Origin of the sequence: Cellulomonas sp. SLBN-39, from assembly GCF_006715865.1 — a bacterium.
Lineage (GTDB): Bacteria > Actinomycetota > Actinomycetes > Actinomycetales > Cellulomonadaceae > Cellulomonas.
The window spans coordinates 4130501-4147780 of the sequence record NZ_VFOA01000001.1 but is presented as its reverse complement, the minus strand read 5'-3'; the positions used below and the strand labels follow the sequence as shown (position 1 = coordinate 4147780).

At 75.1% G+C, this 17280-nt stretch carries 16 protein-coding genes and 1 tRNA gene; 5 read left to right on the top strand and 12 right to left on the bottom strand.

Features of this window, described 5'->3' with window-relative positions; genetic code table 11:
• Window positions 1-164: 164 nt before the first annotated feature.
• The 5 genes from FBY24_RS18850 to cysK form a co-directional block, all read right to left on the bottom strand.
• Complete coding sequence (locus FBY24_RS18850; RefSeq protein ID WP_142162953.1) at window positions 165-1232, bottom strand: LLM class F420-dependent oxidoreductase; 1068 nt, start codon at window positions 1230-1232, stop codon at window positions 165-167.
• Between the two features lie 52 nt (window positions 1233-1284).
• Entirely contained in the window at window positions 1285-2286 is a 1002-nt protein-coding gene (locus FBY24_RS18845; RefSeq protein WP_142162951.1) for a DUF1648 domain-containing protein, read from the bottom strand.
• Window positions 2283-2636 carry a GntR family transcriptional regulator gene (locus tag FBY24_RS18840; protein WP_142162948.1) on the bottom strand — a complete coding sequence of 118 codons (354 nt, stop codon included), beginning with the start codon at window positions 2634-2636 and terminating at the stop codon, window positions 2283-2285. Before FBY24_RS18840 ends, FBY24_RS18845 begins: the two co-directional genes overlap by 4 nt.
• Window positions 2637-2732: 96 nt before the next feature.
• Window positions 2733-3317, bottom strand: coding sequence for a serine O-acetyltransferase EpsC (gene epsC, locus FBY24_RS18835; protein ID WP_142162947.1), 585 nt, complete (start codon window positions 3315-3317; stop codon window positions 2733-2735).
• A gap of 109 nt (window positions 3318-3426) precedes the next feature.
• Window positions 3427-4362 (bottom strand): cysteine synthase A, encoded by a 936-nt coding sequence (cysK, locus tag FBY24_RS18830; RefSeq protein ID WP_142162945.1) that lies wholly within the window; start codon window positions 4360-4362, stop codon window positions 3427-3429.
• A 483-nt stretch (window positions 4363-4845) separates the two neighbouring features.
• On the opposite strand from cysK, the gene FBY24_RS18825 reads away from it, so the two are divergent.
• Window positions 4846-5298: a methylglyoxal synthase gene (locus tag FBY24_RS18825; protein WP_142162942.1), complete on the top strand. Its 453-nt coding sequence runs from the start codon at window positions 4846-4848 to the stop codon at window positions 5296-5298.
• A gap of 24 nt (window positions 5299-5322) precedes the next feature.
• Here FBY24_RS18825 and FBY24_RS18820 read toward each other — a convergent pair whose 3' ends face one another.
• Complete coding sequence (locus tag FBY24_RS18820; protein ID WP_142162939.1) at window positions 5323-5595, bottom strand: hypothetical protein; 273 nt, start codon at window positions 5593-5595, stop codon at window positions 5323-5325.
• A 166-nt stretch (window positions 5596-5761) separates the two neighbouring features.
• A complete protein-coding gene (locus FBY24_RS18815) occupies window positions 5762-6415 on the bottom strand; it encodes an SGNH/GDSL hydrolase family protein (protein WP_142162937.1) in 654 nt (217 codons plus the stop codon).
• Between the two features lie 163 nt (window positions 6416-6578).
• Between FBY24_RS18815 and FBY24_RS18810 the strand changes: the two genes are divergently transcribed.
• Together FBY24_RS18810 and FBY24_RS18805 are read left to right on the top strand one after the other, a co-directional pair.
• Entirely contained in the window at window positions 6579-7037 is a 459-nt protein-coding gene (locus FBY24_RS18810; RefSeq protein WP_142162935.1) for an iron chaperone, read from the top strand.
• A 96-nt stretch (window positions 7038-7133) separates the two neighbouring features.
• A tRNA-Pro gene (locus tag FBY24_RS18805) sits at window positions 7134-7207 on the top strand.
• A gap of 53 nt (window positions 7208-7260) precedes the next feature.
• On the opposite strand, the gene FBY24_RS18800 is transcribed toward FBY24_RS18805, so the two are convergent.
• Window positions 7261-7794: a hypothetical protein gene (locus FBY24_RS18800; protein ID WP_142162933.1), complete on the bottom strand. Its 534-nt coding sequence runs from the start codon at window positions 7792-7794 to the stop codon at window positions 7261-7263.
• A gap of 92 nt (window positions 7795-7886) precedes the next feature.
• On the opposite strand from FBY24_RS18800, the gene FBY24_RS18795 reads away from it, so the two are divergent.
• Window positions 7887-8387, top strand: a complete 501-nt coding sequence (locus tag FBY24_RS18795) for a hypothetical protein (protein WP_142162931.1) — start codon at window positions 7887-7889, stop codon at window positions 8385-8387.
• A 55-nt stretch (window positions 8388-8442) separates the two neighbouring features.
• On the opposite strand, the gene FBY24_RS18790 is transcribed toward FBY24_RS18795, so the two are convergent.
• The 4 genes from FBY24_RS18790 to FBY24_RS18775 all read right to left on the bottom strand — a co-directional run bounded on the left by FBY24_RS18790 (window position 8443) and on the right by FBY24_RS18775 (window position 15912).
• Entirely contained in the window at window positions 8443-10872 is a 2430-nt protein-coding gene (locus tag FBY24_RS18790) for a LamG-like jellyroll fold domain-containing protein (RefSeq protein ID WP_255432484.1), read from the bottom strand.
• Window positions 10873-11048: 176 nt separating this feature from the next.
• Complete coding sequence (locus FBY24_RS18785; RefSeq protein ID WP_142162929.1) at window positions 11049-13574, bottom strand: fibronectin type III domain-containing protein; 2526 nt, start codon at window positions 13572-13574, stop codon at window positions 11049-11051.
• Between the two features lie 105 nt (window positions 13575-13679).
• Window positions 13680-14780, bottom strand: a complete 1101-nt coding sequence (locus FBY24_RS18780; RefSeq protein ID WP_142162927.1) for a glycosyltransferase — start codon at window positions 14778-14780, stop codon at window positions 13680-13682.
• A gap of 7 nt (window positions 14781-14787) precedes the next feature.
• Window positions 14788-15912, bottom strand: coding sequence for a glycosyltransferase family 1 protein (locus FBY24_RS18775; RefSeq protein WP_142162925.1), 1125 nt, complete (start codon window positions 15910-15912; stop codon window positions 14788-14790).
• A 457-nt stretch (window positions 15913-16369) separates the two neighbouring features.
• Between FBY24_RS18775 and FBY24_RS18770 the strand changes: the two genes are divergently transcribed.
• Window positions 16370-17203 (top strand): hypothetical protein, encoded by an 834-nt coding sequence (locus FBY24_RS18770; RefSeq protein WP_142162923.1) that lies wholly within the window; start codon window positions 16370-16372, stop codon window positions 17201-17203.
• The last annotated feature ends 77 nt before the right edge of the window (window positions 17204-17280 follow it).

Sequence of the window (17280 nt, the reverse complement as noted above, 5' to 3'; positions counted from 1 at the left end):
TCATGCGGGCCTCCTCCGGTCGGGGTGCCATCTCAGCATGTGAGAGTCACCGTTCATCTGGTGGTCAGCGTAGGCGACGTGGGCGCGGCACGGCAACGGCGCGCCACCAGATGGACGCAGGTCCACCCGGTGGCGCGCCGCAGGGGCGTGCCGACGCTGCGCGGTCAGCCGCGGGGTGCGACGTCCCGCGGGAAGACCTCCGCCCAGAGGCCAGCCACCTCGGGCAGCGACCGTGGGTCGCACTGCACGAGCATCGTCGTGACCGCCGTGGCCCGCCACGCCTCCAGCCGGGCCCGGACGTCGGCGGCCGTGCCGACGAGGGCGACCTCCTGCACCAGCTCCGTCGGGACCGCGGCCGCCGCGCGGGCGCGGTCGCCGGCCAGGTAGTGCGCCTGGATCTCGTCGCACGCCTCGCCGTAGCCGAGCCGGTCGAGCACGGCGCGGTGGAAGTTGGCCCCCTTGGCCCCCATGCCCCCGGCGTACAGCGCGACGAACGGCCGCACCTGGTCGGCGGCCTGCTCGACCCCGTCGGCCAGCACGACCGGCACCGTCGCGGTGACCTCGAACTCCTCGGGCGCGCGCAGCCCGGGCGCGCGGCGTGCGAACCCGTCGGCCAGCAGCTGCCGGTGCTCGGCGTCGGTGCGCGGGGAGTAGAACAGCGGCAGCCAGCCGTCGGCGATCTCGGCCGACAGCGCCACGTTGCGCGGCCCCTCCGCCGCCAGGTGGATCGGCAGGTCGGCGCGCAGCGGGTGCACGGTCGGGCGCAGGGCCTTGCCGAGCCCCGACCCCTCCTCGGGCGGCAGCGGCAGCCGGTAGAACTCGCCGTCGAACCGCACGGGCGCCTCCCGCGCGAGCACCTGGCGCACGACCGCGACGAACTCGCGCGTGCGGGCCAGCGGGCGCCCCCACGGCTGGCCGTACCAGCCCTCGACGACCTGCGGACCCGACGCCCCGAGGCCGAGCGTGAACCGCCCGCCGGAGAGGTGGTCGAGGGTGAGGGCGGCCATCGCCGTCGACGTGGGCGTGCGGGCCGCCATCTGGGCGATCGCCGTGCCCAGCCGGACCTTCTGCGTCGTGGCGCCCCACCATGCGAGCGGGGTGAAGGCGTCCGAGCCGTAGGCCTCGGCCGTCCAGACGGAGTCGACGCCGAGGTCGTCCGCCGCGCGGACCGCCTCCTGCGCCCCGGGCGGGGGACCCGCCGACCAGTAGCCGGTGTGGTAGCCGAGCCGCACGTGAGCCCCTCTCGTCGCCGTCGACGTGCCGCGACCCCGCGGCGCGGCCAGGCTACCGGTCGGTACGCCCGCGGTCGCGGTCGGCGAGGGTGTTGAGCAGGGCCGCGGCCGTCCCGGCGTCGTCGACGGTGACGACGACGACCCGCCCGCCGGTCCGCTCGACCTCCAACGCCCCGCCGGAGCGCAGCACCACGCCGGTGCGGCCGCCCGCGCCGACGCGGTAGCCCCAGCCGCCGAAGTCGCCGAGCGGACGCACCCGGGCGGTGCGGGCCGCCACGACCTCGTCCGCCGGCACGTGCAGGCGTGGCCACCCGAGCGCGGAGCGCACGGTCAGCCCGGTGCCGTCGACACGCACGCGGAACACGGCGGTGGCGGCCAGGAGCGCACCGAGCGCCAGCACCAGCAGCCAGAGGCCGGGCAGGTCCAGCGCGAGCGCGAGCCCTGCGACCACGGCGGTCGCGCCGCCGCCGATCGCGACGGCCGCTGACCCCGTGGCCGTGCGCGTCCATGCGGCGCGCTCGCCGGGCCCGAGCGGCAGCCGCTCCGCGTCGGAGGGCACCGCACCCGTCGCGGGGCGTGCGGGGTCGCCGGGCTGGGCGAACGCCACGAGGGCGCCCGCGACGAGCCCCGCGCCGACGGCCAGCCCGATCGTGCCGCCCAGGGGGCCGACGTCCGCCGCGTCGTCGAGGCCGCGCTGGGCGGCCAGCCCGCCCACCACGAGCACGGTGAGGAACAGGGCCAGGCCGAGCGACGTGCCGGTGGCCAGGCGTCGGGTGGACGCGTCGCGGCCCAGCCAGAACGCGAGCGCCCACGCGGCCGCGGACAGCAGGGTGACGGTCACCGCCAGCACGACGAGCTGGGACGTCACGCTGCCGAACCCGTCGGCCGCGCCGTCGGCGCCCCAGTGCATGGCCACGGGGTCGGGCAGCTCGTGCGCCCAGGACCACGTGAGCAGCAGGCCCGCGCCGACCACGGCCAGGGGGAGGGCGAGCGCGAAGAGCGTGGACGCGACCCGGTGGGGGATCGGCGGGCGGGTGGTGACGGGCGTGGTCATCGCAGGGCCTCCTGGACGAGGGTGGTGACGGTGGGGGGCGCGACGTGCAGGCGCCGGGCGACGGCGGCCAGCGCGGCGACGGCGTCGTGGAGCTCGGTCAGGTCGGGCGCCTCGTGCCCGGTGACGACGGCCCCGCGCCCGCGCCGCAGCTCGACCAGGCCCTCGTCGCGCAGGTCCTGGTACGCGTGCAGCACCGTGTGCAGGTTGATCTCGAGCGCGGCGGCGACCTCACGGGCCGAGGGCAGCCGCTCCCCGGCCGCGACCTCGCCGCGCGCCACGGCGCGGCGCACCTGGGTGGCGAGCTGGGCGTAGAGCGGCTCGTCCGCGGAGGGGTCGACGCGCAGCAGCATGGCAGCACTCTAGTTGTTAGCCAACAACTAGAACAACCGGGGTCGCCGGAGCCCGTTCCACCGCGTCGCGGGGTGCGCGGTGGTGGGGTGGTCCGCTCAGATGTAGATCGCCGGGTCGTCGACCTCGGCGTCGAACGGTGCCTCGACGGGCCGCGTGCGGATCTTCGCGGGCACGCCCACCGCGACGGCCCCGGCCGGGACGTCCGCGATGACGACCGCGTTGGCGCCGACCTGCGCGTCGTTGCCCACCCAGACCGGGCCGAGGATCTTCGCCCCGGCGCCCACGACCACGCGGTCGCCGAGCGTGGGGTGCCGCTTGCCGCGGCGCATCGACCGGCCGCCGAGGGTCGCGCCGTGGAACAGCACGACGTCGTCGCCCACCTCGGCGGTCTCGCCCACCACGACGCCCATGCCGTGGTCGATGAACAGCCGCCGGCCGAGACGCGCGCCGGGGTGGATCTCCACGCCCGTCGCGGCGCGGGCCAGCTGGGACACCAGGCGCGCGGCCAGCCGCAGGGGCGGCACCTGCCACATGTGGTGCGCGAGGCGGTACACCCAGATCGCGTGCACGCCCGGGTAGCCGAGGGCCACCTCGAGCAGCGACCGGGCCGCCGGGTCGTGGCGGTGGGCGGCCTCGAGGTCCTCGCGCAGCGTGCGGAGGAAGGCGGCGAGCGGGCGCATGGTGCTCCGGGGTGTCGTCGGGGTGGCCGGCCCGGGGGGGCCGGTCGACGTGCGACGCCCGCCGCGGGTGCGGCACCCCGGGGGTGCGCGGCCCGCGGCGGGCGCGGTGTCAGTCGAGCAGGTCGGCGTAGAGCACCGAGCTGAGGTACCGCTCGCCGAACGACGGGATGATGACGACGATCAGCTTGCCCGCGTTCTCCGGGCGGTGCGCCAGCTGCGTCGCGGCGTGCAGGGCGGCGCCGGACGAGATGCCGACGAGCAGACCCTCCTCGCGGGCTGCGCGGCGGGCCACGGAGACGGCCGTCTCGGCGTCGACGTCGATGATCTCGTCATACACCGTCGTGTCGAGGATCTCGGGCACGAAGTTCGCGCCGATGCCCTGGATCTTGTGCGGGCCGGGCTGGCCGCCGTTGAGGATCGGGGACTCGGCGGGCTCGACGCCGACGATCTTCACACCGTGCTTGCGCTCCTTGAGCAGCCCGCCGACGCCCGTGATGGTGCCGCCGGTGCCGATGCCGGCGACGAGGATGTCGACCTCGCCGTCCGTGTCGGCCCAGATCTCCTCGGCCGTGGTGGCGCGGTGGATCGCCGGGTTGGCCTCGTTGGCGAACTGGCGGGCCAGGATCGCGCCCGGGCGCTCGGCGACGACCTCGTTGGCGCGGTTGACCGCGCCCTTCATGCCCTCGGAGCCCGGGGTGAGGATGAGCTCGGCCCCGAAGGCCCGCAGCAGCGCGCGGCGCTCCTTCGACATGGTCTCCGGCATCGTCAGCACGACGTCGTACCCGCGGGCCGCGCCCACGAACGCCAGCGCGATGCCGGTGTTGCCGCTGGTGGCCTCGACGATCGTGCCGCCGGGGGCCAGGGCGCCCGAGCGCTCGGCCGCGTCGATGATCGCGACGCCGATGCGGTCCTTGACCGAGCTGGCCGGGTTGTAGAACTCCAGCTTGCCGACGACGGTCGCCGGCGCGCCGTCGGTGATCTTGTTGATGCGGACCAGCGGGGTGTTGCCGATCAGCGCGGTGGCGTCGTCGTAGATGCGGGCCATGGGTCTTCTCGTCCTTCGTCGCGGGTGCACGGGCGGGGCGTGGGCCGGCGACGGGCGCCGGCCGGGGTGGGCGGCGCGCCGGGGGAGCGTCGCCGCGGGGCGAGCGCTGGGACGGGTCCGGCGGGAGCCCGGAGGGGCCCCGCCACCCTCGCACGGAGGGACGGCCAGCGCTCTACGGACAGCGACAGCAGCAGACGGCGGCACGGGCCGCGGCCTGCGACGGCACGAGGGTGCCGGTGACGACGGGCAGGGGGGACGTGCGCTGCATCGCTCGCGCCCCCTCCTCCTCGTCGACGGGCGTGCTGCCCGCCGGGACCGGCCCGGCGGGGCCACGGTCGACTCGTCGTCGGCCGACGCTACCGCCAACGCGCGGGGGGCCGCAAAGATGCCCGCCGTCCGTGGACACGGCAGACGTCACCCGGTCGGCGGACCTGCCCGGCGCCTACGATGCGAGGGCAGGGGCCGACGGCAAAGGGGTCCCCCATGCATGCGATCCGACACTCCATCGCGCTGGTCGCGCACGACAACAAGAAGGTGGACCTGGTCCGCTGGGCGGAGTTCAACCGCGGCACCCTGTCCCACCACCGGCTGTGGGCGACCGGTACGACCGGGACGATCCTGGCCTACGAGCTGGGCCTGGAGGTCCACCGCCTGCTGTCCGGGCCGGTCGGCGGCGACCAGCAGATCGGCGCGAAGATCGCCGAGGGCGAGATCGACATGCTGATCTTCTTCTGGGACCCGCTCGAGGCCCAGCCGCACGACCCCGACGTCAAGGCCCTGCTGCGCCTGGGTGCGCTGTGGAACGTGCCGATGGCGTGCAACGCCGCGACGGCCGACATGCTCATCTCCTCGCCGGTCTTCCGCGAGGACTACGCGCGCAACCGGCCCGAGTTCACGCCGCGCGCGTGGGACCACACGGCCGGCGGGCCCGTCTGACGGCTCGGCCGGGCGCCGGTCGGCTCAGCAGCAGGGGTCGACGCGGGCGAGCAGGGCCAGGACGTGCGCCTGGTCGACCACGTCGACGTCGCGGTGCGTCTGCATCCACACGGCCTCGGACATGATGTGGCCGCCCACGTGCTCGACGACCCAGCTGCACGTGGCGCCGTCCGTCGGCACGGCCCGCAGGTGCCACGTGCCGGTGGTGCCGGTGGCCCGGTCGGTGCCGCGCAGCACGGCGGGCACGTCCGGGGCCGGGCAGATCGGCTCCGTCGGCGCGCTCGTCGTGGTGCTCATGGTGGTCTCCGCGGGTCCCGCCGCGGGCCGTGCGCCGCGCGAGCGTACCGAGGGGATCGGCCGGGCGTGCGCCGATCTGAAGCATCCCGCTGAGACGTATCGGCTGGCGCGGGGTGATGTCTGCCGTCTCAGTGCCGATGACACCACCGGCCGGTGACGTCGCAGGTCAGCGCGGTGCGGCGAGCCCGACGGCGCCCAGCCACGCCTCGGCCAGCAGCCCGTGCCCCGCGGGCGTGGGGTGCACGCCGTCGAAGGCCCACCGGTCCGCGGGAGCGCGGGTCGCGGCCGCGGCGAACAGGCCGTCCGCGGGCACCAGCACGGCACCGTGCTCCACCGCCAGGCGCCGCACCACGTGGATGCGCGGGTCCAGGTCCTCGCGCCACGCCTCCTGCCCGGGCAGGACGGGCAGCACGAACGGCTCGACCAGCACGAGGCGGGCGCCCAGCCGCTCGCGCGTGGCGTCGAGGATCGCCCGGTAGTGCTCCTCGTACTCCTCGACGCCCGTCACCGTGCCTCCGTCGTACCGGCGCCACGTGTCGTTGATCCCGACGAGCACGGACACCACGGTCGGCTCGAGCGCCAGCGCGTCCTGCTCCCACCGCTCGCGCAGCATCCGCGTGGTGTCGCCGCCGATGCCGCGGTTGTGGAACGTCAGGCCGAGGTCCGGCCGCCGCGCCCCGGCGAGGGCCGCCACGATGCCGGCGTACCCGTGCCCCAGCGCCCACGGGCTGTCGGGCTGGTCGCGGTCGCGCCCCCAGTCGGTGATGGAGTCGCCGGTCAGGAGCACGCGGTCGCCCGCCTGGAGGAACGTCGTCGTCACGGCCACCACCCCATCACGCCGGCGTGGCTCACGGGGAGGACACCCGTCCCCGGTGTGACCGACGTCACCACGGGCGCCCGGGCGGCATCCGTCAGTTTCCGAGAAGCCGCCTCCGCGCACCCGTCCCTACGCTCGGCAGGACCGACGACGACAGGGGACAGCCATGGCCAGGACCACGACGACCGACGCCACCGCCGAGGGCTTCACCGCGCAGGAGCGGGCCGCCATGAAGGAGCGCGCCGCCGAGGTGCGCGCCCAGGCGCGGCGCGGCGGGAAGGCCGCGAAGGCCGCCGAGCAGGAGGCCGAGGTGCTCGCGAAGATCGCCGAGATGCCCGACGCGGACCGTGTGCTGGCCGAGCGCGTCCACACCCTCGTGCGCACGCACGCCCCGGAGCTCGCCCCCCGCACCTGGTACGGCATGCCCGCGTACGCCCGGGGCGACAAGGTCCTGTGCTTCTTCCAGGGCGCCGACAAGTTCACGGCCCGCTACGCGACCCTCGGCTTCAACGACGTCGCCACGCTCGACGACGGTCCGATGTGGCCCACCGGGTTCGCCCTGACCGAGATCACCCCGGCCGTCGAGGAGCGGCTCGTCGACCTCCTGCGCCGCGCCGCCGGCTGAGCCGCAGGCCCGCGGGCCCGCCCCTACCGGCGCCGGGCCCCGGCGCCGGCGCCGGTAGGGTGGTCGCGGTCTGCCGGGCAACCGCCCGACGGTCCGCGGGGTGTGGCGCAGGTTGGTAGCGCGTCCGCTTTGGGAGCGGAAGGTCGTGGGTTCGAATCCCGCCACCCCGACGTGGTGCCGCCACATGGCGCCCCCGTGCGCGCTCAGCGGCTGAGCTGCACGTTCACGCCTGCGGGAGTGCGGCCGTGCGGGGGCGGTGGCGGATGCGCAGGATCCAGGTCGCGACGGGGATGCCGACGGCCGCGACCATGCACGCCGTGAGGACCGGGCCGGCGAAGGCGTCGTACCAGTCGGGCTCGACGAGGCCCGTGATCTTCAGCAGCGGAGACGACCAGCCGCCGACGTCGCCGCCGTCCGCGACCACGGCTGCGGCGACGACGAACACCGCACCCCACACCCAGGCGAGCACGTGGTAGACGGGTGGGACGGTGCCGAGCGCCGCGCGGACGCGGCTGCGGCGACGGAACGTCGAGGCGAACGTGACGATGCCGGCCGCGAGGACGGCCAGGATCACCGGCGACCACAGGATGATGATGACGACGATCCAGCCGGGCACGGTCAGCTTGACCGCGACGGCGAGCAGCGGCAGCGCCCAGACGGCGACGAGCGCGGCCCGGTCGGCGGGGCTCGGGACCGTCAGGGGCACCTGCGGCTTCACGGGGGTGGGCACGGGCCCGGCAGGCATCGGCTGCGTCATGGGCGTGAGTATCGCGGTGCCGCGGGCTCGCGGGCTACGCCTCGCCGAGGCGTGGGCAGCCCTGTGTCCCCGGTCCTCGCTACGTTCCGGTCATGAACGTCTTCGCGCGCTGGCGCAGGCAGCGGGTCCCGGTGCGCCAGGTCGCGCCCGGACCGCCCGCGCGCTTCACGATCGTCCCCGACGACTACCACGTGCCGTACGCGGGCACTGCCGAGGACGGGCGCAGGTTCTTCCTCAGCGAGGAGTTCTTCGACCCCGCGCCTGATGGCGCCTCGTACGTCGGTCTGTTCCTGTGGCACGCCGACGGCACCTTCGACGAGGTGCTGGTCGACGAGGTGCAGCGCGCGGACGGGCTGCCACCGGGCCAGGCGGGACCGGCGGGTGCGGAGCGGCTCGTCGCGGCGCGGCTCGCAGGGCTGGGTGACTACGTGCTGGAGCCCGTCGAGGTCGAGCCGTTCACCCGCGTCGTCGACGGTGTGACCTTCGGGTGGGAGGTCGGCCGGTACGACGACGGTACGGACGTCGTCACCGTCGCGCCGGGCGACTTCATCGCGTACTACGCGCCCTGGGACGGGCTCGGGTACGACACGTAGGGCATCTGCGCCAGCGACGGGCCGCGCCTCCGGGAGGCGCGGCCCGTCGGGGTGGTCAGCGGGTCGCGAGGGCGGCGACCTCGTCGGCCGTGAGGGCCGAGCCGTGCACCGAGAGCTCGTCGACGTCGCCTGCGAACGGGGCGTCCCACCAGTTCACGCCGAGGGCGAAGGAGCCCGTCGTCGTGGTGAACACGTCGGGGAAACCGGTGCCGGTGAAGGCCTCGACGCCGTCGAGGTAGACCGTGACGTCGCCCGAGTCGACCGTGAGCGCGACGTGGCTCCACTCACCGGCGGGGATCTGGCGGCCCGCACCGGCGTCGTACCAGGTGGAGCCGGACCAGACCATGGTGTCGCCGCCGACGCCGTCGTGGCCGTACGGGACGACGCTGACCCAGCTGTTCGCGTCGCGCGCGCCGAAGAATGCGGACGAGAACTGCGTGAGCTGGTCGGGGCGCAGCCACATCGCCACCGAGTAGGTGGCACCGCTGATCAGACCGTCGGGCAGGCGCACGCCGCTGGCGCCGTCGAGGTGCACGGCCCTGCCCCGCACGCCGTCGACGTACGTGACGGTGCCGCCGGCGGCGTCGATGCGGTTGCCGGTGACGGTCGCCGCGGGCAGCGCGCCCGTGGCCTCGGCGAGGTCGTCCTCGAACGACCAGGCCCCGATCGTGCCGCCGGCGGTCCGCTCCAGCACCGTGACGGTGAACGTCGCGGTCGCGGTGCGGCGGTCCTTGGTGATCGTGGCGGTGAGGGTCACGGTCGCGTCGCCCGCCCCGTGCTCGGGGCGCGTGACCTCCCCGGTCGTCGAGACGACGGCCGGGTCGTCCGACGCCCACGCGATCGTGACGCCGTTGGTGCCGACGGTCGGCAGGTCGAGGTCGGCGACGACCGCCGAGGTGTCCCCGAGGTCGAGGTCCGCGACCACCGCGGCGACGGCCTGCTTCGCCGACATCGGGTCGACCCGCGTGCCCCACAGCGACACGCCCGCGCTCGACTGGACGGTGAACGTCACGACCCACGCCTGCCGGTCGGGCTCCCACTGGCGGGTGAACACGCCGTCGTACGTCTGGCCGCCGGCCACGACGCGGGCGCGGTTCTTGCCCTGCAGGCTCCACCGACCGGTGAGCGCGCCGGTGACCTTGCCGTTCTTCTCCAGCGTGACCGTGACGGCCCGCGTGGCCGTGGTGTTGATGTCCTTGCCGTGGTCGACCAGGGCGTACCGACCGGCCGCGGCGTCGCGCGTGATCCTCGTCGAAGGTGCCTGCGTCCGGCGCGTCGTCGACGCGGTCGTGGCCAGCGGTGCGGGCGTGGAGCCGTCAGCCGCGTACCGGTACGGCGCCACGACGGGCCAGCCCGCACTGTTCAGGAACATCTCGTGCACCCGCACGTTGTGCGTCTCGCCCTGCTCGGGGAACCGGGTGTGGAAGACGAGGAACTTCCTCCCCGTGGCCTCGTCGACGTACGTCGAGTTGTGCCCGGGGGAGACGTACCCGACGCCCGGGCCGCTGCCCGGGTCGCCGACCTCCCGCTGGAACACGTAGCTGCCCATCACCTTGACGCCGTAGGGCGCGATCGACGCGTCGTCGAACAGCGGCAGGCTCGGGTCGGCCTTCACGTCGCTCATGAGGTTGCCCTCGGCGTCGACGTACGGGCCGTCGGGGTTCTCCGAGCGCGCGACGCGGACGTTGTAGCCGCCCGTGGCGTCCAGGCCGCCGAACGACAGGAACAGGTAGTAGTACCCGGTGCCCTCGTCGTACATGACGTTGGGCGCCTCGATGCGGCTGTGGTTGCCGCCCACGAGGTGCTCGCCGTAGCCCTGGCCGGGCAGCGGCAGGCCCGTCGTCGGGTCGAGCTCGAGGATGAAGATGCCGCCGGAGTACGAGCCGTAGACCATCCACAGGTCGCCCTCGGCGTCGTAGAAGACGTCCGGGTCGACGACGTTGGGGTGCACGCGCGCGTCGTAGACGGTGCCGTCCTCGCTGGTCTCGTCCCACATGCCCGAGCGCAGCACGATCCCCAGGTCCTCGTAGGGGCCGTCGACGTCGTCGGCCACGGCGACGCCCAGCGCGGACCGGGGCGAGTCGCCCTTGCAGGCGTTGTAGTACATGTAGAACCTGCCGTCGGCGAGCTGGATGACGTCCGCCGCCCACAGCGTGTCGGTCTGCGCCCACGCGAACGTCTCGGCGAGCTCGGTCAGCACGTCGTCGAAGATCGGGTTGTCCGCCGAGACGCCCGACGCGACCTGCTCCCAGGCCATGAGGTCGTCGGTCTTCGCGACCTGCAGGTGCGAGCCGAACACCCACAGCTCGTCGTCGGCGACGACCACCGACGGGTCGTGCACGGTCGCGTCGGCGAACGTCGGGGTCGGTGGGGCGGGGGCCTTCGGCGGGCCGGCGCTCGCGGAGGCCGCGCCGGTGCACGTGAGTGCGGCGGCGAGGGTCAGGGCGACGAGGCGCCCGGCACGACGGGTCGTTCTGGTGCTCACGAGGGTCTCCTGGTGCAGCGCTGGACGCAGGGGGGCCCGCGGGGACGACGGCGCACGTCGCCCCGGTGCTCGGGCTCGCGCTGACCGTAGCGGTCGTTCTCTAACGATGTAAAGAGGCGATGCGGACACGCGACCGCACCGGCCCCGGTGCGCGGGACCGGTGCGGCCGCGGTGCGTCAGCTCGTGCTGGTGGCGCCCGACCACGAGGCGGCCGGGCTGGTGACCTCAGGGCTCACCGCCGACACGCGCACCCGGTACGCCGTCGCCCGACGCAGGGCGCTCAGCGTCACCTGCGTGGTGCTCGGCGGCACGGTCGTGGCCGTCCACGTCACGCCGTCGGTCGACCGCTCCACCCGGTACGCCGTGACCGACGTGGCTCCCGTGGCCGGCGGCGCCCACGTCAGCGTCAGGCTCGTCGTCGTGCGGCCGGTGGCCGTCAGCGTGCGCGGCGCCGTCGGGGCGACGACGGTCGTCACGGTGGTGACGTCGCTCCACGGACCGAGCAGACCGTCGGCCCGGGCCGCGACCCGCACCTGGTAGGCCGTGCCCGGCCGCAGCCCCGCCAGCGTCGTGGTGCGTGCGTCCGCCGCCACGTCGAGCGTGCGCCAGCTCAGCCCGTTCGTCGACCAGGAGACCCGGTACCCCGTGGTGGCGCCGGTCTCGGCCGGCGGCTCCCACGTGACCGTCGACGTCAGCATGGTCGCGCTGGCAGCGACCGCCAGAGGCTGGCTCGGCAGCGGCAGGGTCGTCGCGCGCACGGGTGTCGTCCAGGCGCCGGTGACGCCCTCGCCCCACGCGGCCACACGCACGAGGTGCTCGGTGCCCGGCGTCAGCGCCGTCAGCGTCGCCGTCGTCGCCAGGGGCGTGGCCGTCGGCACGGAGCGCCACGTCACCCCGTCGAGGCTCCGCTGCACGACGTACTTCTGCACGTGCGCGGCCGAGACCGTCGGCGCCGCCCAGGACACGGTGGCCGTGCGGGCCGACGTGCCCGTGACCGCCAGGCCCGTCGGCGCACCGGGTGCCGGCGCCGCCGTCACCGCCAGCGGCGTCGACCACGTACCGGGCGTCGTGCCCGCGGCGGCCGAGACCCGGAACCAGACCGGGGCCCCGGGAGCCAGCCCTGCGACGGTCGCGCTCGTCACCGCCGTGGTGGTCGCGGCCGCCGTCGTCCACGTCGTCCCGTTGGTGGACCGCTGCACCGTGTACCCCGTCACGAGCGGGGCGGAGACGGTCGGGGCGGTCCAGGTCAGACGTGCCGAGCGCAGGGTCGCGCTCGCGGTCAGGCCGGGCGCGCTCGGGGCCGCGGCCGTGCTCGTGGTCAGCGTCGTCGACGCGGTGACCCCGACCGCGTCGATCCCGGTGATCACGACCTCGACCGCCGTCCCGGCGGGGAGGGAGGAGAGCGTCGTGGTCGGACGGGTCACGACGCTCGACTGCCACGTGCTGGTCCCGGCCACGCGGCGGAGCACGGTCCACCGCGAGAAGGTCCCGTCCGCCGTCCACGCCAGCCGGATCGACGAGGTCGTGGCCGTCGAGGTCACCGTGACCGGCGCGGTCGAGGCGGAGACGGCGCTCTGCAGCAGCAGGGTCGAGGCCGAGCGGGCGTCACGGACCACGGGCTGCGCGGCCGTGAGCAGCGCGAGCTGCACCTGGGCCGGGGTCGAGGACGGCGCCTGCGCCAGGTACAGGGCCGCGGCGCCCGCCACGTGCGGCGAGGCCTGCGACGTCCCGCTCATGACCGCGCCGGACGTGCTGGTCGGCGACGACGACGGGATCTGCACGCCCGGGGCGAACAGGTCCACGCAGCTGCCGAAGTTCGAGAACGACGCGCGTGCGTCGTCCTGGCCCGTCGCGCCGACCGTCAGGGCCGAGGGCGCCGCCGCGGGCGACACGGTGCACGCGTCCACGTTCGCGTTGCCCGCGGCGACGACCACGGTGAGGCCCTGCGCGACGAGCGTGGCGACCGCCTGGTCGACGGCTGCGTACGCCGGCCCGCCGAGCGACATGTTGACCACGCCGGGCGTGCCGGCCGGGTGGTGGCTGGCGATCCAGTCGAGGCCCGCCACCACGCCCGTGGTCGCCCCCTGCCCGGTGCATCCGAGCACGCGCACCGGCACCAGGGTCGCCGCCTTGGCGACGCCCCAGCGCGTCGAGCCCACGATGCCCGCCACGTGGCTGCCGTGCCCGTGGCAGTCGGTCGTGCCGCGGCCGTCCGCGATCGCGGAGTACCCCGCCACGAGGCGGGTGCCCAGCCCGGCGTCCGGGCTGATCCCGGTGTCCACGACGTACACGCGCACCCCGAGACCCGCCCGGGCGTCGTAGGTGAACGACCGGTCCAGCGGCAGCGTGCGCTGGTCGATCCGGTCCAGCCCCCACGCGGAGTCCACCGCCTGGGTGTCGGCCACCCGGAAGGTCGCGTCCGCGGCGACGGTCCCGACGTCGGGCAGCTGCGCCGCCGCCGCGGCCTGCGCCGCGGTCATCCGCACGGCGACGGCGTCCAGCGCCTCGTCGAACTGCCGCTGCGGGTCCGCCCCGAGCCGCTCCAGCCGCGCCACGACCTCTTCCTGCGATCCTGCGTCGACCGTGACCAGGTAGGTCCGCTCGACCGGGGCGGGCTCGGCGTGCGCCGCCGACGGGACGAGCGCGAGGCACACGGCACCCGCGACCAGCAGGGTCCGTCGGTGGGCGGTCCAGGTCCTCATGCCCTCGCATCGGCGTCCGCACCGCGCCGCCCGAGCGGCGAACGGGTGGGTGACGGGTGATCCCGGCCGGGCGAGGGAACGGGTCACCCGACCCAGGGGGCAGGGTCACCCGGACATCGCCGGGGCGTCACCCACCGGCGCACCGTGGAGGCTGAGCAGGCTGCGCACCGTGGCGGCCCAGCCCAGGCGCGCGGCGCGGGCGCGTGCTGCGGCACGCGCGCCGGCGCCCTCGCCCACCAGCTCCATCGCGCGGCGGGCGAACTCGCCGGGGTCCGACGCCTGCGCCGCCAGGTCCGCCACGGCCGACCCCCGCGCGGCGACCACCGGCGTGCCGCACGCCAACGACTCCGCCGCCGCCAGCCCGAAGGTCTCGAGCGGTCCGGGGGCCAGCGTCACGTCGGCGTCGGCGAGGGTGCGCGCGACCGCGCGGCGGTCCTCGACGTGGCCCAGGAACGTCACGGGCAGGTCCGCCGCCAGGTGCCTCAGACGGGACGCCTCCGGGCCGTCGCCCAGCACGACGAGCCGGGCGTCGACGCCCTCGGCGCGGAGCAGGGCGAGGGCGTCGAGGGCCGTGCGCGGCGACTTCTCCGGTGACAGCCGGCTGCACAGAGCGAGGACGACGTCCGGTCCGGCGGGCCCGCGGGTGCGGGCGCCGGGGTGGAAGACCTCGAGGTCGACCCCGAGGGGGATGCGCACCGTGGGGACGCCGATGCGGTCGAGCTCCTCGCCGCCGTACGCGGTCGTGACGACGACGCGGTCGAACGACGCCGCCCAGTGCCGGTTCGCCACGTCGGCCAGGCCACGGGCCGACGACGCGGGAAGGTGCGCGAGGGTGCGCGCGAGCCCGTCGAGCCGCTCGTGCGCGAACAGCACGCTCGGGACGCCGCGCGCACGCGCCCACTCGCCGACGTGGCGCAGCGTGAACCGGTCGGAGACCTCCACGCGGTCGGGGGCGAGCCGGTCGAGCGTGCGCCGGACGGCCGCGGCGTCGAGCAGCGCCCGGTACCCGGCCGTGCCGGGGACGCGCGGGCCGGGCAGGCGCACGCGCACGCCCCACGGCTCGTGGTCCGTCCCGCGCGACGCGGCGGGCACCACGGCCGTGAGCCGGTGGCCGTGCGCCGCGTAGCCGGCGCCGAGCGCGTGCACCATGGTCCGCACGCCTCCCGACGCGGGTGCGTACGCGTTGGTCAGGTGGACGACGTGCACCCTGCGCTCACCCGACCCGGGCGGCCGCGCGGTGCGCCGTCACCGCCGCCGCGTAGTGCGCGAGCAGCTGCTCACCGACGACCTGCCACGTGCGGCCCTGGACCTGCCGCCGTCCGGCCGCCCCCATGGCGCGGCGCTTGGCCGCGTCGCCCGCCAGGTCGACGACCGCGTCGCGCAGCGCCGCCAGGTCGCCGGGCGGGTACAGCCAGCCCGTGCGGCTCGGGTCGACCAGCTCGGCCACGGCCCCCGCCCCGACGGCCACGAGCGGCACCCCCGCCGCCAGCGCCTCCTGCGCGGACTGGCAGAACGTCTCGTGCGGGCCCGTCTGCACGGCGACGTCGAGGCTGGCGACCACCCGGGACAGGTCGTCACCGGTGACCTGGCCCAGGAACACCGCGCGCGGCAGGGCGCGCCGCAGGTCGGGGCCCTGCGGGCCGTCGCCGACGACGACCACGCGCACGCCCGGCACGCCCTGCAGCACGGCCAGGTCGGCCACCTGCTTCTCGGCCGCCAGGCGACCGACGAACCCGACGAGGGCCGCGCCGTCCGGTGCGACCCTCCGCCGCCACGCCTCGTCACGGTGGTGCGGGGAGAACCGCTGCGTGTCGACGCCGCGCGGCCACAGCGCGACCCGCGGCACGTCGTGGTCCACCAGCGCGCGGGCGGCCGTCAGGGACGGGGCGAGCGTCAGGTCGACCTGCTCGTGGATCGACCGGACGAACCGCCAGGCGGCGTCCGTCGCCGCGCCCAGGCCGTACCGACCCGCGAAGCCGGCGACGTCCGTCTGGTAGACCGCCACGCTCGGCAGGTCCAGCGTGGCGGCGGCCCGCACGGCCGGGCGTCCGGTCGCGAACGGCGACGCCAGGTGCACGACGTCGGGGGCGAACGCCGCGAGCTCGCGCGCGACCGTTCGGGTCGACGGCACCGCGACGCGGACCTCCGCGTACCCGGGCAGCGGCACCGAGCGCAGCGGCACGACGCGTGCGCCGTGCACGGACGACGGTGGCTCGCCCGGCGCCAGCACGAGCGCCTCGTGGCCGGCGGCCCGCAGGTGCTCGAGGGTCCGCACCACGGAGTGGGTGACGCCGTTGACGTGGGGGAGGAAGGACTCGGTGACGATCGCGACGCGCACGCGCGCAGCCCACCAGGGGAGGGGGACGGGCGGGCGACGTCCAGGCGTCGGGCCGGCGACGTGCCGGCGGACACCGTCCGACGGGGCAGATCGCGCGGTGCGACCGGGCGTGAGGGCGGGGCTGGCGTGCGCATCGTCGTCCGGCGGCCCCGGGGATGCGCGATCCTCTGGGCGGGTCTTCGGAGGGTGGTTCCGGAAGGCCATCCGACCTGCGCTTCCAGTGACTCGCGAGATAGTCCGCCACATCGACACGCTCATGCTGTCCACACAAAGCCGTTGGCTGCGACTATGTGAGCTGAGAGGAGGGTGCGTGGTGGTCTCTGTTCGTGTGCCACCCCCGTTGGGCGACGGCGCGGCGCGCCTGGTGTCCAGGAGCCACATCGTGACTGGGATCGCGACCTATGACACCGACCGTGCGGGTGCTCGCGGGGCGCGGGCCGTAGGCGCGGGGGAGGTCATGAGCGGGCCGAGCCGGACTCGTCGTCCCATCTCTGCCGACGCAGCGACGCTCCTACGGATCGCGTGGCAGACCGAGCTTGCCGCTCGAGTCGGAGCTCAGTTCGACGACGACGCGTTGCGGCTCGCGACGCTCCCGACACTCCCAGTGCAGGCCTACTACGCGGTCTTCAACGCTGGCCGCGCATTCACTCGGATCAGCGGCGCGCCAAGAGATACGCACGCTGGCCTGCAGGAGGCATTCGCCCGTGCGCACGTGAGGCACGCGCCTGGAGCCTTCCGCGTCACGTTGCTGGGCAACCCAAGCGACGTCGCGTCCTGCGAGCTTGACCCGAAGGTTTGTGAGCCGACGGTGTTCAACCCTATGGAAGCCGATCGCCCGGCGGGTGAGTACGTCTGGGCTTCGCTACGCATCGCGCGTCGGCATCGTCTGGAGGCCGCACGAGATCGGTGGCTGGGCAGGAACAGGAATCGCAAGGGAGCGCGGTACCAGCGGCTACCGGCAGGCCGATGGGCTCGGCTTGCGCAGGACGAGAGGCCGACGACGCTCTTTGACTATTTGTACGACCTGCGATGCTCGACGAACTACCGCACGAGCGACGAATACTCCGCCGACGTCGAGCAGCGCGACATCCGCGACCTGCACGATGGTCTCTTGCATCTGATGGACATGGGACTGCTGTGCTACGAGGGACAGATGGCCCGGTACGCCGGTGTCGACGCCCTGCGTCGGGTGCACGAGGAGTGGGCGGGTCGAGTCAGGTCCGTTGGAGCGTGGGCGTCTGAAGCGGGTCGCGATCGCATCGACGCGCTTGAGAGCGCCTCGCAGGCGTAGATCCGCGGTTGCCCCGGATGCCCGCACTCCCGTCAGGGTGAAATTGCGCGGACTGCGTCCGCTCGCACGGCGCGACT

Coding starts and splice junctions, on each gene's coding strand:
- FBY24_RS18770 (WP_142162923.1), top strand. CDS start 16,370: ATGAGCGGGCCGAGCCGGACTCGTCGTCCCATCTCTGCCGACGCAGCG.
- FBY24_RS18810 (WP_142162935.1), top strand. CDS start 6,579: ATGGCCAGGACCACGACGACCGACGCCACCGCCGAGGGCTTCACCGCG.
- cysK (WP_142162945.1), bottom strand. CDS start 4,362: ATGGCCCGCATCTACGACGACGCCACCGCGCTGATCGGCAACACCCCG.
- FBY24_RS18825 (WP_142162942.1), top strand. CDS start 4,846: ATGCATGCGATCCGACACTCCATCGCGCTGGTCGCGCACGACAACAAG.
- FBY24_RS18785 (WP_142162929.1), bottom strand. CDS start 13,574: ATGAGGACCTGGACCGCCCACCGACGGACCCTGCTGGTCGCGGGTGCC.
- FBY24_RS18800 (WP_142162933.1), bottom strand. CDS start 7,794: ATGACGCAGCCGATGCCTGCCGGGCCCGTGCCCACCCCCGTGAAGCCG.
- FBY24_RS18795 (WP_142162931.1), top strand. CDS start 7,887: ATGAACGTCTTCGCGCGCTGGCGCAGGCAGCGGGTCCCGGTGCGCCAG.
- FBY24_RS18845 (WP_142162951.1), bottom strand. CDS start 2,286: ATGACCACGCCCGTCACCACCCGCCCGCCGATCCCCCACCGGGTCGCG.
- epsC (WP_142162947.1), bottom strand. CDS start 3,317: ATGCGCCCGCTCGCCGCCTTCCTCCGCACGCTGCGCGAGGACCTCGAG.
- FBY24_RS18820 (WP_142162939.1), bottom strand. CDS start 5,595: ATGAGCACCACGACGAGCGCGCCGACGGAGCCGATCTGCCCGGCCCCG.
- FBY24_RS18840 (WP_142162948.1), bottom strand. CDS start 2,636: ATGCTGCTGCGCGTCGACCCCTCCGCGGACGAGCCGCTCTACGCCCAG.